The sequence below is a fragment of the Pseudomonas meliae genome (genome assembly GCF_001400515.1).
In the GTDB taxonomy this organism is placed as follows: Bacteria; Pseudomonadota; Gammaproteobacteria; order Pseudomonadales; family Pseudomonadaceae; genus Aquipseudomonas; species Aquipseudomonas amygdali.
Window position 1 is genome coordinate 1 of record NZ_LJQT01000320.1, and the last position, 14743, is coordinate 14743.

At 60.8% G+C, this 14743-nt stretch carries 16 protein-coding genes; 3 read left to right on the top strand and 13 right to left on the bottom strand.

What is annotated here, in order from left to right; translation table 11 throughout:
• Positions 1-29: 29 nt before the first annotated feature.
• From ALO64_RS14925 to ALO64_RS14935, 3 genes are all read right to left on the bottom strand, one after another.
• Positions 30-608, bottom strand: coding sequence for a YceI family protein (locus ALO64_RS14925; RefSeq protein WP_002551707.1), 579 nt, complete (start codon positions 606-608; stop codon positions 30-32).
• Positions 609-635: 27 nt separating this feature from the next.
• Positions 636-1184 (bottom strand): cytochrome b, encoded by a 549-nt coding sequence (locus ALO64_RS14930; protein ID WP_044344015.1) that lies wholly within the window; start codon positions 1182-1184, stop codon positions 636-638.
• A 356-nt stretch (positions 1185-1540) separates the two neighbouring features.
• Positions 1541-3415, bottom strand: a complete 1875-nt coding sequence (locus tag ALO64_RS14935; RefSeq protein WP_002551705.1) for a flavin monoamine oxidase family protein — start codon at positions 3413-3415, stop codon at positions 1541-1543.
• A gap of 209 nt (positions 3416-3624) precedes the next feature.
• Here ALO64_RS14935 and ALO64_RS14940 point away from each other — a divergent pair, with 209 nt between their 5' ends.
• Both ALO64_RS14940 and ALO64_RS14945 read left to right on the top strand, forming a co-directional pair.
• Positions 3625-5031, top strand: coding sequence for an adenosylmethionine--8-amino-7-oxononanoate transaminase (locus tag ALO64_RS14940; protein WP_044344016.1), 1407 nt, complete (start codon positions 3625-3627; stop codon positions 5029-5031).
• 134 nt (positions 5032-5165) lie between these two features.
• A complete protein-coding gene (locus ALO64_RS14945; protein ID WP_002551703.1) occupies positions 5166-5885 on the top strand; it encodes a 16S rRNA (uracil(1498)-N(3))-methyltransferase in 720 nt (239 codons plus the stop codon).
• Between the two features lie 106 nt (positions 5886-5991).
• On the opposite strand, the gene trhA is transcribed toward ALO64_RS14945, so the two are convergent.
• Positions 5992-6606, bottom strand: coding sequence for a PAQR family membrane homeostasis protein TrhA (trhA, locus tag ALO64_RS14950; protein WP_002551702.1), 615 nt, complete (start codon positions 6604-6606; stop codon positions 5992-5994).
• Between the two features lie 154 nt (positions 6607-6760).
• On the opposite strand from trhA, the gene ALO64_RS14955 reads away from it, so the two are divergent.
• The gene (locus ALO64_RS14955) at positions 6761-7687 is read left to right on the top strand and encodes a LysR family transcriptional regulator (protein ID WP_005731031.1); all 927 of its coding nucleotides are present in this window, start codon (positions 6761-6763) and stop codon (positions 7685-7687) included.
• Positions 7688-7697: 10 nt separating this feature from the next.
• On the opposite strand, the gene madM is transcribed toward ALO64_RS14955, so the two are convergent.
• The 9 genes from madM to mdcA form a co-directional block, all read right to left on the bottom strand.
• Positions 7698-8462 (bottom strand): malonate transporter subunit MadM, encoded by a 765-nt coding sequence (gene madM / locus ALO64_RS14960; RefSeq protein WP_002551700.1) that lies wholly within the window; start codon positions 8460-8462, stop codon positions 7698-7700.
• 1 nt (position 8463) lies between these two features.
• Positions 8464-8892: a malonate transporter subunit MadL gene (madL, locus tag ALO64_RS14965; RefSeq protein ID WP_044344017.1), complete on the bottom strand. Its 429-nt coding sequence runs from the start codon at positions 8890-8892 to the stop codon at positions 8464-8466.
• Positions 8893-8961: 69 nt separating this feature from the next.
• Positions 8962-9897 carry a malonate decarboxylase subunit epsilon gene (gene mdcH / locus ALO64_RS14970; RefSeq protein ID WP_002551698.1) on the bottom strand — a complete coding sequence of 312 codons (936 nt, stop codon included), beginning with the start codon at positions 9895-9897 and terminating at the stop codon, positions 8962-8964.
• The gene (locus tag ALO64_RS14975) at positions 9894-10532 is read right to left on the bottom strand and encodes a malonate decarboxylase holo-ACP synthase (RefSeq protein WP_044344018.1); all 639 of its coding nucleotides are present in this window, start codon (positions 10530-10532) and stop codon (positions 9894-9896) included. Before ALO64_RS14975 ends, mdcH begins: the two co-directional genes overlap by 4 nt.
• Complete coding sequence (gene mdcE, locus ALO64_RS14980) at positions 10526-11320, bottom strand: biotin-independent malonate decarboxylase subunit gamma (RefSeq protein ID WP_044344019.1); 795 nt, start codon at positions 11318-11320, stop codon at positions 10526-10528. The genes ALO64_RS14975 and mdcE overlap by 7 nt, the downstream gene beginning before the upstream one ends.
• Entirely contained in the window at positions 11317-12168 is an 852-nt protein-coding gene (locus ALO64_RS14985; RefSeq protein WP_044344020.1) for a biotin-independent malonate decarboxylase subunit beta, read from the bottom strand. The genes mdcE and ALO64_RS14985 overlap by 4 nt, the downstream gene beginning before the upstream one ends.
• Positions 12161-12460: a malonate decarboxylase subunit delta gene (locus ALO64_RS14990; protein WP_044344021.1), complete on the bottom strand. Its 300-nt coding sequence runs from the start codon at positions 12458-12460 to the stop codon at positions 12161-12163. Before ALO64_RS14990 ends, ALO64_RS14985 begins: the two co-directional genes overlap by 8 nt.
• 1 nt (position 12461) lies before the next feature.
• Complete coding sequence (locus ALO64_RS14995) at positions 12462-13337, bottom strand: triphosphoribosyl-dephospho-CoA synthase (protein WP_044344022.1); 876 nt, start codon at positions 13335-13337, stop codon at positions 12462-12464.
• On the bottom strand, positions 13337-14743 hold a 1407-nt coding region (gene mdcA / locus ALO64_RS15000; RefSeq protein WP_235805001.1), incomplete at its 5' end, for a malonate decarboxylase subunit alpha. The genes ALO64_RS14995 and mdcA, both read right to left, overlap by 1 nt.

A 14743-nucleotide genomic window follows, 5' to 3' on the forward strand; every position in this document is an offset into this window, starting at 1 on the left:
TGTCGGTGTTCTGTCGATCAAGCGTGCAATTACTTCTTCTGTACGCCTTCGAAGCTGATGTCCAGATCCAGCGTCTGCGACGTCGGGCCTGGGCCCTTGATGCCGAAGTCGTTCAGGTTCAGCGTCGAAGTACCGTTGAAGCCGGCACGGTAGCCGCCCCACGGATCCTTGCCTTCGCCGTTGAAGGTTGCCTTGATGACGATTGGCTTGGTCACGCCGTGCAGGGTCAGGTCGCCAGTGACGTCAGCCGTTTTCTCGCCAGTCGATTTGACTGCGGTGGAAACGAATTTGGCTTCCGGGTATTTGGCAACGTCCAGGAAATCCTTGCTGGAGATGTGTTTGTCGCGCTCGGCGTGGTTGGTGAACAGGCTGGCGGTTTTCAGCTCGACATTGATTTTGCTGGCTTCAGGCTTGGCAGCGTCGAAGCTGAACGTGCCGTCCCAGTCCTTGAAGGTACCGTGAATGAAGCTGTAGCCCAGGTGGCTGATCTTGAAGTCAACGAATGCGTGTTGACCTTCCTTGTCGATAACGTAGTCGGCGGCCATGGCCTGGCCAGCAGACAACAGTGCGGTACCCAGAGCCAGAGCGGCGAGAGACTTCTTCAACATGCTTTTATTCCCGTTTTGGTTGAACAATCAATTACGACCCAGCATGCGCTTGAGGGTCACATCGCGATCGATGAAGTGGTGCTTCAATGCAGTAAGACCATGGAGCCCCGCGAATATCACGATGACCCATGCCAGATACAGGTGAATCCAGCCCGCCGTTTCTGCCTGATCAGGAAGGCCCGAAACCAGCGCGGGCACATCGAACAGGCCGAATACCGGAATCCCCACGCCGTCGGCGGTGGAAATGAGATACCCGGCGAACATCACGGCAAACAGTGCGACGTACAAAAACAGATGGCCGAATGCAGCACCGATGCGCGTCAACTTACTGTAGCTGGTCAACGGCGGCGGTGGCGGACTGAGCAGACGCCAGACCACGCGGATCAGCATGATCGCAAACAGCGTGATGCCGATGCTCTTGTGCAGATCAGGGCCCGCCTTGCGCCACGTATCGTAGTAATCCAGCCCGACCATCCACAGCCCCAGCGCAAACATTCCAAACACGACAGCAGCCACACCCCAGTGCAGCACCATGCTGACCAGACCGTAGCGAGAGGATGAATTACGTAGCTGCATTACCAGTACCTTGTCAGAAGTGTTACCAGACTAGCTTTTTATCTATCGAATGAAAGCGCAAAATTTCGCTCGGACGTATCGAACAATACGATAGGTCTGCTTGACCTTTCGTACGCCGGTTCTGCTGGTTACACCAACACCTGACAGGCTTTACAGCATCTCAGGCTGTCCTCGCTGCGGCAGCATCTCGATAATTTGCTGTCAGTAATACTTTGCAATGACCATCGGCCGTTCGATACCGATGAACGGCATGATCCGCTCAGATATCCCCAGCCCACATAGACAGAACGAATTCAGCGCGCATAAAAAAAGGACGCGGTATACACCGCGTCCTCTTTCGCTCAGCTATTGCCCGGTCAGTTGTTAACGTCTGCGGGCGCTGTTTCAGCAGGGGTTTTGGCAGGAGCCGGCTTGCTCTGAGCCTTTTTCGCTGCCTCTTTTTTCGCAGCTTCCTTTTTTGCTGCTTCTTTCTTCGCCGCTTCTTTTTTGGCGGCTTCCTTGCTCTGCGGCTTTTTCGCAGGTTCAGCCTTGGTCGCCGGTTTCTTCGCAGGCTCGGCTTTAACCGGCGGCTTGGCAGGCTGAACAACCGGTGCAACCACGGGCGCCGGAGCAACAGCCGGTGCAGGCGCTGGAGCAAGCTCTACAGCCTTCTCTACCGGAGCAGGTGCCGGGGCCGGTTCTTCAGCACCACCAAACATGCGCGAGAAGAAGCCTGGCTTGTCGGCCTGCGGCTTGGCAGGTTCAGCCGGTTTGTCGGACGAACCGCCAAACATGTTGCTGAAGAAATTGCCTTCGGACTTCTGCGAAGCCGGGGCCGGCGCTTTCGGCGGTGCAACCTTGACCGGTTCGAACGACTTGCCAGCCGCCAGATCCTGGACTTGACCAGCCGCACGCTGACCGCTGCGCAAGGCACCTTCCAGAGTGCCGGGGTACAAGGTGTCGGTGTGCTCGCCAGCGAAGGCTACGCGCAGAATCGGCCGCTCCCACAGACGCCAGTATTTACTGATCTGGCCGGGACCGAATGCCAGGTAGGAACCACCCGTGGACGGGTCGACGCTGTAACGGCGAATTTCATAGCCGGTGTAGGCGCCACGTGCTTCAGGGTAGAACGCATGCAGACGGATCAATACCTGATCAACCATCTGCTTGTCGCCGAAGGCCTGCATGATGCGTGCGTTGTCGCCGGACAGGTTGATCACCACGTTGGCGCCGCCCTTGAGCGCGGGCTCTACCCACAGCATGCCCAGACCGGTGTTGCTGAACACTTCACCGGACATGCGTGCCTTGCTGTCCCAGACCGGAGTCTTGAACTTGAGCATGATCTGGTCGCGCCAGCCGTAGTTGGTGCTCTTGATCGCACCCATGTGCTGAGCGTCCAGCGCAGGTGTCATCTGGATCTTGCCCAGCGAGCGCAGCGGTACGGCCATAACCACGTAATCTGCGGTGTAGCTGGTTGCGCCAGCCTTGACGGTGACCTTGTCCTTTTCCTGAACGACTGCCGTCACCGGCGAGTTGGTCTTGACGGTCTTGAGCTGCTTGACGAACGCCTGGGTCAGCACCGCACTGCCACCGGGCAGGCGCGCAGCACGCAAGTCACGCTCGTCGACCGAGCGATAAACCCGCGATTGCTGGGCGAGGTACAGCAACGACAGGCGCGAAGGCTCGTCGTAGCGGGTACGGATCTGCTGGTTGATCAACTGACGCGCCGTGGCCGGCAGGTTCAGGCGGTCCAGCCAGTTGGCGACGTTGATCTGGTCCAGCGCGAACAAGGTGCTGTTGGACGCCGGGTTTTCCGGGTCGTCAACCGAGCGCGCGAGGTTATCCAGCGTGTCGTTGTAGCGCTTGATGGCTTCGGCGGTCGCAGGCTGTTTGATGGCCAGGTCAGCCTGGGTGAAGTACACACCGTCGATCAGGTAGCCGGGCGTGCGCACGAATTCAGGCGCGGGCACGGTCGTCAGCTTGAAGCTGTCCAGGTAGCGGTTCAGCACCGGCTGAGCCTTGGTGTTGCCGATCCACTCGCTGGGCGCCAGACCGGAACGTCCGCCCAGGCTGGGCTTGGCTTCCAGTAGCGTCACCTGCCAGCCTTTGGCCTGCAGTTCATAGGCAGCGGTCAAGCCTGCCAGACCACCACCGACGACAATGGCGGTTCGTTGTTTTTCATCGGCGAGCGTCGAAACGCTGACCAACCCTGCCACTATCAGCGCACAGGCGCGCAGCCACCCAGAAAGCATTCGGCGAACTCCAGAAAACATAGGGAAGATTGGGCAAGTCAGCCCGGCACATCGACTTGCTGCGCAGGATACGCGAGCCATCAAATAGCCGCCAGCAATGTCCATCAGCCGTTAAAACTGCATCAAAGGTTGTTCCGCAGCCGGGCATTGCATAGGCTTGCGCGATTGTTCGTCCTCGCATCAGGCGAGTCGCTACCCGGAGATTGAAAATGGGCCTCAATGACCAGTGGATGCAACGTGACCTGAAGGTCCTGTGGCACCCCTGCACCCAGATGAAAGACCACGAAAATCTGCCGTTGATACCGATCAAGCGCGGTGAAGGCGTATGGCTTGAAGACTTCGAAGGCAAGCGTTATCTGGACGCTGTCAGTTCCTGGTGGGTCAACGTTTTCGGGCACGCCAACCCGCGCATCAACCAGCGCATCAAGGATCAGGTCGACCAGCTGGAGCACGTGATTCTTGCCGGTTTCAGTCACCAGCCGGTCATCGAGCTGTCCGAGCGGCTGGTTAAACTCACGCCCGAAGGCCTGACCCGCTGCTTCTACGCCGACAATGGCTCATCGTGCATTGAAGTCGCGCTGAAGATGAGCTTTCACTACTGGCTCAATCGCGGCCAGCCGGACAAGAAACGCTTCGTCACCCTGACCAACAGCTACCACGGCGAGACCATGGCGGCGATGTCGGTCGGTGACGTACCGCTGTTCACCGAAACCTACAAGGCGCTGCTGCTCGACACCATCAAGGTGCCGAGCCCCGACTGCTATCACCGCCCGGGAGGCATGAGCTGGGAAGAGCATTCGCGCAACATGTTCGCCGCCATGGAGCAGACCCTCGCCGAACACCACGCCAGCGTTGCGGCAGTGATCGTCGAACCGCTGATTCAGGGCGCAGGCGGCATGCGTATGTATCACCCGGTCTACCTCAAACTGCTGCGCGAAGCCTGCGACCGCTACGGCGTGCACCTGATCCACGATGAAATCGCCGTAGGTTTCGGCCGCACCGGAACCATGTTCGCCTGTGAACAGGCCGGCATCCGTCCGGATTTCCTCTGCCTGTCCAAGGCGCTGACCGGTGGCTACCTGCCGCTGGCGGCCTGCCTGACCACCGATGATGTGTACGACGCGTTCTACGACGACTACCCAACGCTGCGCGCGTTTCTGCACTCACACAGTTACACCGGCAACCCGCTGGCCTGTGCGGCGGCGCTGGCGACACTGGATATCTTCGAGCAGGACAACGTCATCGAAAACAACAAGGCCCTGGCGCAGCGTATGGCGACAGCCACGGCGCATCTGGTGGACCATCCACATGTGGCGGAAGTGCGTCAGACCGGCATGGCCATCGCTATCGAAATGGTTCAGGACAAAGCCACCAAGACCGCCTACCCGTGGCAGGAACGGCGTGGCATGAAGGTCTTTCAGCATGCGCTGGAACGTGGGGCATTGCTGCGGCCACTGGGCAGTGTGGTGTATTTTCTGCCGCCGTACGTGATTACCCCGGAGCAGATCGACTTTCTGGCCGAGGTGGCCACCGAGGGCATTGATATCGCTACGCGCAGCAGTGTCAGTGTTGCCGTGCGCGAGAACTTTCATCCGGATTTCAGAGATCCGGGCTAGGGCTGGAATTTGCGGCGCCGCGACTGACGCCTTCGCGGACAAGTCCGNNCGGACCGGGCAACACCGCATTAATGTGGGAGCAGACTTGTCCGCGAAAGGGCCATCACAAAACAACACCGGAACCGAGACACACCATGAGACTCTCCCGCTTTTTTACTGAAGCGCCGCTTAGCCTGGGCGAGCACGAACTGCCTGAGGCCCAGGCGCATTACATCAGCCGCGTGCTGCGCATGACCGAAGGTGACGCGCTGCAACTGTTCGACGGATCGGGCCAGGAGTTTCGCGGCACCTTGCTGGAAGTCGGCAAGAAGCGCGTGCATGTGCAACTGACCGAAAGCTTTGCCGGGCAAGTCGAGTCAGGGCTGCGCATTCATCTGGGCCAGGGCCTGTCGCGTGGTGAACGCATGGACTGGGCTATTCAGAAGGCTACCGAGCTGGGCGTCGGCGAAATTACCCCGATTGTCAGCGAGCGCTGTGAGGTACGTCTCAAGGACGAGCGCGCCGAGAAGCGCCAGGCGCATTGGCAACAGATCGCAATCAGCGCCTGCGAGCAGTGCGGTCGCTCGGTGGTGCCGGTAATTCATGCGCCGATGCCGCTGGCCGAGTGGATCAAGCATACCGAGGCCGACCTGAAACTGGTCCTGCACCCGGTGGCCGAGCCGCTGACCAGCCATGACAAGCCAGCCAGCCTGGCCTTCCTGATTGGTCCGGAAGGCGGCTTGAACGACGCAGAAGTCGATCAGGCGCAAGCCGCTGGCTTCCACGCCGCGCGCCTCGGCCCGCGCGTTCTGCGCACTGAAACCGCCCCGGTGGTCGCGCTCAGCGTGGCGCAACAGCTGTGGGGCGATTTTTGATCATTTGATGCGTCCTCAAACGCGCTGCACGCTCAGAATCAGACACCGGCTCGCTCCCACAAGGATTTGCATTTACCCAGCCATTGAGGCCTGAACCTGGCCATTTTCACAGCACATAAAAACAAATCGCCACGAAGTGCATCAAACTGCCGCCAATGACGAACAGGTGCCAGATGCCGTGAAAGTGGCGGATCTGGTCGTAGGCGAAGAACAGAATGCCGACGGTGTACAGCACACCGCCGCCGGCCAGCCAGATGAAGCCCGCCAGGCCGAGCGCAGCAATCAGTGGTTTGACCGCCACGAGGACGATCCAGCCCATCACGGCGTAGATCACGATGGACATGATTCGCGCTTCAGAGCGGGGTTTTATCTCCTGCACAATGCCGATCAGCGCCAGCCCCCAGACAATTCCGAACAGGGTCCAGCCCCATGCGCCGCGCAATGTCACTAGACAGAACGGCGTGTAACTGCCCGCAATCATCAGGTAGATCGAAAAGTGATCGACCTTCTGCATGATCGATTTCGAACGGCCCTTGACGCTGTGGTAGATCGTCGAAACGCTGTACAGCGTGACCAGACAGGCGCCATAGATCGCAATGCTGACCACCTTCCAGACATCGCCGTGCAGACTCGCCATCACCAATAGCCAGATTGCGCCGACACCGGCCAGTACTGCGCCCACCAGGTGGGACCAGGCGTTGAATTTTTCTCCGTAATACATCCGCTCAATACCCTCTGGTGGCAAAACACTGGGAGCAGAGGCTCGCGGTTATTGAAACAAATCGCAACACCCTGTTTCAGTGACGGATATTTTAAGCAGCTATCGGCGCACGACTTGTGCACAATCAGCGCACATCAATAACCAGCGCCACGACATGCAGATCGATGACGAACTGACGCTCAAGAAACTGGAAATATTCCTGGCCTTCATGCGCACCGGCAATCTGGCGCGGGCGGCGGAGGAGTTGCAGACCAGCAACGTCAGCGTGCACCGCGCCATTCACTCGTTGGAAAGCGCCCTGCGTTGCCCGCTGTTCAAACACGAAGGCCGCAACCTTACGCCGCTGGAAAGCGCGTATGTGCTGGAAGAGCGTGCGCAGAAGCTGGTGCAGGATGTGCTCGCCACCGTAGAGCTGACCCGTCAGGCGGCAGGCTTTTCGGCGGCACGCTTCCGCCTTGGGGCTTTGTATTCACTGACCGTCAAGACGGTGCCGCAGCTGATCATGGGCCTGAAAATCCGCCGCAGCGAGCTGAATATCGATCTGATTCTGGGTTCGAACATGGACCTGCTGTACAAGCTCAAGAACATGGAAGTCGACGCCATGCTGGTGTCGCTTGATGAAAGCACCCATGACCCGGACTGCGAGCAGCTGGCGTTGTTTTCCGACGATATCTTCCTGGCTGTGCCCACCGATTCGCCGTTTGCCGAGCACAGCGAGGTGGATCTCAGCGACCTGCGTGAAGCGACATTTATCACCCTCACCCAAGGCTTTGCCACTCATCGCGATGGCATACGGGTGTTTCAGCAGGCCGGGTTCGAGCCCAAAGTAGCGATGCAGGTCAATGACATCTTCACCCTGCTGAGCATGGTCAGTTCCGGCGTCGGCTATGCGCTGCTGCCGGGGCGCATAGCCGCAGTGTATGAAAACCGCGTGCGGCTGATTCCATTGCAGAGCCGCTACCGGATGCAGCAACACATCGGCATGGTCTTTCTCAAGTCCAGAGAGCGAGACCCTAACCTGCTGGCGCTGCTGGCCGAGTGTCGGATGTATGCGAATCGCCTGCTGGAGCAGGCGACCTGATCGAAGGGATCTAACCGACGATTGCGCGCACGATGAAATACAGCACCGACGGCCCCAACAGACAGCCCAGTCCGGTATGAAAAGTGGCGGTCAGCGCGCCATAAGGCACCAGACGCCGATCCGTTGCCGCCAGCCCTGCGGTAACGCCGCTGACAGTACCCGCCAGACCACCGAAAACCATCGCCGAACGCGGGTTGTCCAGCCCCATCCAGCGCGCCGCCACGGGCGTACCGACCATCACCAGAATCGCCTTGATCAGGCCGGTGGCAATCGACAGGGCCATCACGTCGGAGGTCGCACCCAACGCAGCACCGGTCACCGGGCCGACGATGTAGGTCACAGCACCCGCGCCAATGGTGGTCATGCTGATTGCATCGCGGTAGCCAAACACCCAGGCAATGCTCGCGCCCACGATAAACGGCAGAATCGTGCCCAACAGCAAGGCAATTGCTCCGATCAGCCCGGCCTTGCGTGCCTCGGTTGCCTGCACTTCAAAGGCAGTCGCCACGATGGCGAAGTCACGCAACATCGCCCCGCCCATCAGGCCGATGCCTGAGAACAGCGCCATATCGGCAAGCCCCTTCTGGCCGCCGGTCAACGTGCCGCCGACCCAGGCCAGAATCAGCCCGATGACAATCGCGATGGCCGAGCCATGCACCCGGCCGAACGTCAGGCGCTTTGAAAGCACCACCGAGACCCACATGATGATACCGACGAAGGCAAATGCGGTGATCAGCCCGTTGTGTTCAAGTCCTTTCTCGATGAGGTCCCACATATCAGCGACCTCCAGCCGGGGCTATTTCAGGCTTGATCACAGGCGTCAGCAGCGGCTCTTCCTTGGGTAAAGGCTCGCCGCGATTGGTGCGGCTGATCACTGCGATGGTGCAGGCGCAGAGCACCACAGAACCGACAGCGACCAATACCGCCACCGGCCCGCCCTTGAGTGCGGTCACAACGTTTTGTTGCGCGGCCATCGCCACCACGACCGGTATGTACAGCGCGCCCCAGAAACCCACGCCCATTTCGCAGTCCTTGGTCATGCCGCCGTGTTTCTGCATCCACAGACGTGCGCAGATCAACAGGATCATGGCGATCCCGACCCCGCCCACATTGGATTTCACGCCCAGCAGAACGCCGAGCATGTCACCGAGAATCACGCCCGCGAGCGTGCAGATAGCCAGTAGTGCAACACCATAGATAATCATTGTTGTTATTCCTCTGTTTGCATTGCTGAAGTTGTTGTTTTTGTCCTTCGTAGCAGCTGCACGGCGGCTCTATGGAGTGCGGCGAACCTCCTCGTGCGACAGCGCGATCAGGCTGTCCAGACGCGCAGCCTGAAAGGCCAGCGCTGTTCCTTGCTGGAAGACTTTGCGCGCCAGCCCGGTCAACACGGCACCGGGCGGCAATTCGATGTGCAGGCGCACGCCTCGCTCCCAGGCAGTTTCCACGGTGCTGCGCCAGTCGATGACCCGGCACATGTTGAAGGCCAGGTCATCACGCAGTTTTTCGGCATTCAGCAGCGGACGCGCCGTGCTGCCGCTGAGGTAACGTATCTTCGGCGCCTGCAACGCAACCCTTGAAAAGGCTTCTGCCAGTTGCTGCGCGGGAGCTTCCAGCAAGGCGCAATGCGACGGCACGCTGACCGCAAGACGCTTGACCGCCGCGGCCCCCGACGCCTTGGCCAAATGACTGACCTGCTGCATCGCCTCGACGCTGCCCGAGATCACCATCTGGTTGTCGGCGTTGATATTGGCGAGAAACACCGGCATTTGCGGGCTGTGTACTTGCCTGATCAGCGCCTCGACCTGTGTCTGGTCCAGACCGATCACCGCAGTCATGCCATAACCTTCGGGCCAGGCGTTCTGCATCAACTCGCCGCGCAACGCGACCAGGCGCACGGCATCGTCAAAGGCCAGCGCCCCGGAGATCACCGCTGCCGGATAAGCGCCGATGGACAACCCTGCAACGTAATCCGGCACACAGTCACGCGCCTGCAACAGACGGGCGCAGGCGACACCGGCGATCAACAGGCAAAGCTGGACGGCGCGGGTCGCTTGCAGCGCCTGAGTGCTGTCCAGCGCCAGTACGTCTTCGCCCAGAGCATCGGCAGCTTCCTGCAGGCAATCGTGGACGACAGGGGCGTCGGGTAATTGATGCAGCATGCCGGCCTGCTGCGCGCCCTGACCGGGAAACACCCACAGGCTGCTCATGCGCACGCCCCGATCAGATGCCACGGATCTGCAACCAGCCGCGCCCCTGCTGCGGTCTTGAGCAACACCCGCCCCGCCGGGCGCGCCCATTCACGCAGCGCCACAGCGCCATGATCGAGTTGCAGCTGCACATCGACCCGGCAGACCGATGTTTCCAGCGCCTCGACCAATTCGGCTGCGCAACTGCGACTTAACGGCTCAGACGTACGCAAAATCAGGTCCAGATCGCTGTCCTGATTCAACGCCGCAATACCACTGGCCAATTCGAACCCGGCGCTGCCACCGACACCCCAGACCAGTTCCAGCGCATCCATCACCGGGCGGACCTGGCGCAAGGCACGCAATGCGGGCCAGTCCTGAGTATTCTCGGTCGGGCACAAGACCAGTTGCTCGGGGATTACCCGCCGATAGACATCAGTCAGCAGCATGCTCGCGGCATAGCGCTGCTCACGACCGTAGCCGCGCAACCCTACGGCCACCTGACCGGCTGGCATGGCCTGCCGACGCACCACGACCGGCTGCCCGGCCAACACCGTTTCAACCGCCCATTTGGGCGCATCGTCCGGCAAGGCAGACAGTGGCATGCCCCACAGCAAATCATGGGGCAGTACTGCGCAAGCGCTGTCGATCACCATTGCGCCCGCAGCAACTGGCGTACGGTGGCCGATGCCGCACGATTGCTCGCGCCCAGGCGGCTGCTCAGGTCGACCCCGCTGGCCCGTACGTCTCTGATCGCACTGCTGAGGACATTGCGAACCTGAGTCAGGTCATCCGCAGTGGGCTGCTCGATCTGGCTGACCGAGAGGGTTTCCCACAGCAGACCAAGGCTGGCATAGCTGTCGATGTCGTAGGCCATTGGCGGGATGCTGGCGGCGAGCTTTTCCAGGTCTTCGACACTGCGCAGCGTTACCCGAGCGGCGGAAGCCTTGCCCATCGCATGCACCATCACGCCGGGATCACGCAGTGCGATCAACCGATTGGCCTGATACCCGTGGGCCAGAAATGCGCCGGACATAGCCTTGCCGACCAGCAGACCAATCACCGCATGCCCAGCAAGACGCGCCCGCGCATAGCTGTCCACCGCACCGGCCAGCGCCTGATGAATGCCCAGCGCTTCTTCGCGGCGACCATAGGCCTGGCTCGGCACATCGACAATCGCAATCAGTGCACGTTTTTCGGCGCGGTCCTGCTCGATGGCATCATCCACAGCTTTGGCCAGGCCCCAGCCTTCCAGCAGACCGACCTCGCCCTGACGTGCCCGAGGGAAACGATTGCCGGTATCGGCAACCACCGCCACAAAGCGCACCGGCTGCTCGCCCAGCAAGCCATCGGCGACCTTGAGCGAGGCAGGCAGACCGTCAACTTGCGTAGCACCTGCGCTCAACGCGTTGAACCAGTGCAAACCCCGTTGTGAATAGCTCATGACCGGGCTCCTTGATAAAGGCTGCGTACACGTTGCGGATCGATTTGCGCTTCGGTGTCGAGGCTGGTGAGGCGCTGCAGAAACAGTTCGTACTGGCTGCTGCGATGCGCTGCCGGTACGCCCTGCTTGAGCCAGCCGCTGACCTGCTGCCGGATATCGGCCACATCGTCTGCGGCAAAACCGTCCACCAGATCACTGGCAAACCGCTGTTCGCCACCGGTCAGGCTCCAGATAAACGGGCGGTCACGGGAATCGTATTCTTCGATGCCGGCTTCCTGCTCGATCACCTGCGGGCCGTTCAGGCCCAGGCGAGCTTCCTGGGTCACCAACAGATAACTGCACAGGCCCGCAGCAATGGACATCCCGCCAAAACAGCCGACGCTGCCAGCCACTACGCCGATCACCGGCTGGTACTGACGCAAGTCGACCATCGCGGCATGAATCTCGGCAATCGCTGCCAGACCCAGATTGGCTTCCTGCAAACGCACGCCACCGGTTTCCAGCAGCACGATGGCTGCGGTGGGAATACCGTTGCGGTTGTCTTCGGCGGCCAGCTCAAGCGCACCGGCCATTTTCGCACCGCCGACTTCGCCCATGCTGCCGCCCTGAAACGAGCCTTCGATGGCCGCAATGACCACCGGCCGCCCGTCAACAGTGCCCTTGGCGACCACCACGCCATCGTCGGCTTGAGGCACAACGCCTTGCCTGGCAAGCCAGGGCGACATGACGCGATCAAACGGGCCAAGCAATTCGCGGAAGCTGTCGGCATCCAGCAGAGCGCGGGCGCGCTGTCGGGCACCGAGTTCGATAAAACTGTGCTGGCTCAGCAAACGTGCATTATCAGTCATGACCGATCTCCTCAAAGCCCTGTTCCAGGCGCAGGCGCACCACGCCGGGCGTTGCCCCGAAGTCATGGATGTCGATGCTCAGCGCAGGCGGGGTCTGGCCTTCGAACATGCGCTCGAAAAGATGCTTCCAGCGCAGCGAGGCACCGTTGACCGAGGTCACCACCTGAATCGACAACTTGCCGGGCGAACCGGGCTCCAGCAGTACTTCCAGATCACCCGAGCCAACCACGCCCACCAGCGCGCGGCCTTTGGGCGGCTGTCCGGCAGGAAATTCAAAAGACAGGGTTTCCATTTCAGGCACTCCTCGAAACACGGCCGAGCACAGGCTCCAGGCCGTCGATAAACAGGCAGGCAGCCAGCAGATCAGCCGCGCCGCCAGGCGAAGCATTAAGCGCCAGCAGTTGCTGATCCAGCTGGTTCAGTGCGCGACGCCCGGCAAGGCTGGCACTGCCGCCAACGTCCAGCACGTGCTGAGCGCCGCGCTGCATAGTGTGCAAGCCTTCGATACCGGCACGATGCAGCACGCAGGTGTCGGACAGGGTGGTCATGATCGTCAGCAGCGCATCCAGCCGGGCGTTCTGCTCGCCGCTGCCCGCCGCGCGACTGCGTTGCAGTTGCGGCAAGGCGAAATCCCTGACTGCCGGGAAACCTTGCTGCGCCTGTTCCCGGGCGCCCATTACACCGTAACGGCGAACCACTTCATTACCGTGACTGCCTTGCACGAGCACCTGGCGATCCTTGATCTGCGCCAGGCTGGCAGCCCGCGTGAGCACGGCTTCGGGTGCGCAGTTGCGGGCGTCCAGCGCGGCAGCCGTCACCAGCAGGCCCAGCGCCCAGATCGCACCTCGATGGGTATTCACGCCCAGGGTGGTGCGCAGCATCGTTGCTTCGCCATCGCGACCGAGACGGCCGAGCGCCTCACGTAATGGCTGGCCCACTGTATTGAATTGCCCGGCGGCGTCAGCCATTAACTTGAAGGTCGGCCACAGTGACAGCGCCGAGGAATGCATCAGGCCCAGATGCAGGTCGGTGTGTGCGCCGCTGCCACGCCGGTCCACCAGTGCAGGTTTGGGCGACAGGTCGGCTTCGGCGATCAGGGCATCGACGGCCAGATCGGCCAGTCGCTCGGCAAGCGAAGCAGCTTGCGGTGTCAATTGAAGTGCGCTCATCACCAACTCCTGAATTTGGCAGGCGGGCTGTACAGGCCACCGGACCACTGAACCAGATCGGCAATGCTCTTGGCCGCAAGCAGTTCACGGCTGGCATCGGTACGCCGGATACCCAGGTCTTCCGGAAACGCGATCAGCCCTTCACGACGCATACGTGCAGTGTCTTTCGGGTTATGGCGCAAGCCAATCACGGTCACGCCCGCCACGGCGGCGATCATCGCCTGACGCTCTTCCAGGCTGCGCGCCTTGTAGAGGTAGGCGATGCCTTCTTCGGTCAACAAATGGGTGACGTCGTCGCCGTAGATCATGATCGGTGCCAGCGGCATGCCGCTTTTCTTCGCCACTTCTACAGCGTCCAGCGTTTCAACGAAGGTCGGCTTGCCGCCCTCCTGAAACGTCTCGACCATCTGCACCACGAGCTTTTTGCCGCGCTCCAGATAGGCATCCGGGCCGCTCTCGTTCTGTTGGCGCATGTCCAGCCATGCCGGGGTGGCATGACGTCTGCCGCGCGGATCATGGCCCATGTTCGGTGCGCCGCCAAAACCTGCCAGCCTGCCACGGGTGACGGTCGAGGAATGCCCGTCTCCATCCACCTGCAGGGTCGCGCCGATAAACAGGTCAACGGCATACTGGCCAGCCAGCTGACAGAGTTGGCGATTGGAACGCAGCGAGCCATCGCGCCCGGTGAAGAACACATCCGGGCGCGCAGCAATGTAGTTTTCCATGCCCAGTTCGGTGCCGAAGCAATGCACGCTCTCGACCCAACCGCTTTCGATGGCCGGGATCAGTGTCGGATGCGGGTTAAGCGTCCAGTTACGGCAGATCTTGCCCTTGAGGCCCAGCGACTCGCCGTAAGTCGGCAGAATCAGTTCAATGGCTGCGGTATTGAAACCAATGCCGTGGTTCAGCGACTGAACGTTGTGTTTTTCGTAGATGCCGCGAATCGCCATCATCGCCATCAATACGTGCACCGGCTTGATGTGGCGTGGGTCGCGGGTGAACAGCGGCTCGATGTAGAACGGCTTGTCGGCTACCACCACAAAATCGACCCACGAGGCGGGAATGTCCACGCGAGGCAGTTCGCTGACGTCATCCACCAATTGATTGACCTGAACGATGACGATGCCATCGCTGAACGCAGCCGGCTCGATCAGCGCGGGGGTGTCCTCGGTGCTCGGGCCGGTGTAGATGTTGCCTGCCCGGTCGGCCATGAAGCCTGCGGCCAGCACCACGTTGGGGATCAGGTCCACCACCAGCCGCGAATACAGTTCGATGTAGGTGTGGATCGCACCGATTTCCAGCAGGCCGTCTTCCAGCAACTGGCTGATGCGCAGGCTCTGCGTGCCAGCAAACGAGAAGTCCAGTTTGCGTGCGATGCCTTGCTCGAAAAGGTCCAGATGCTCGGC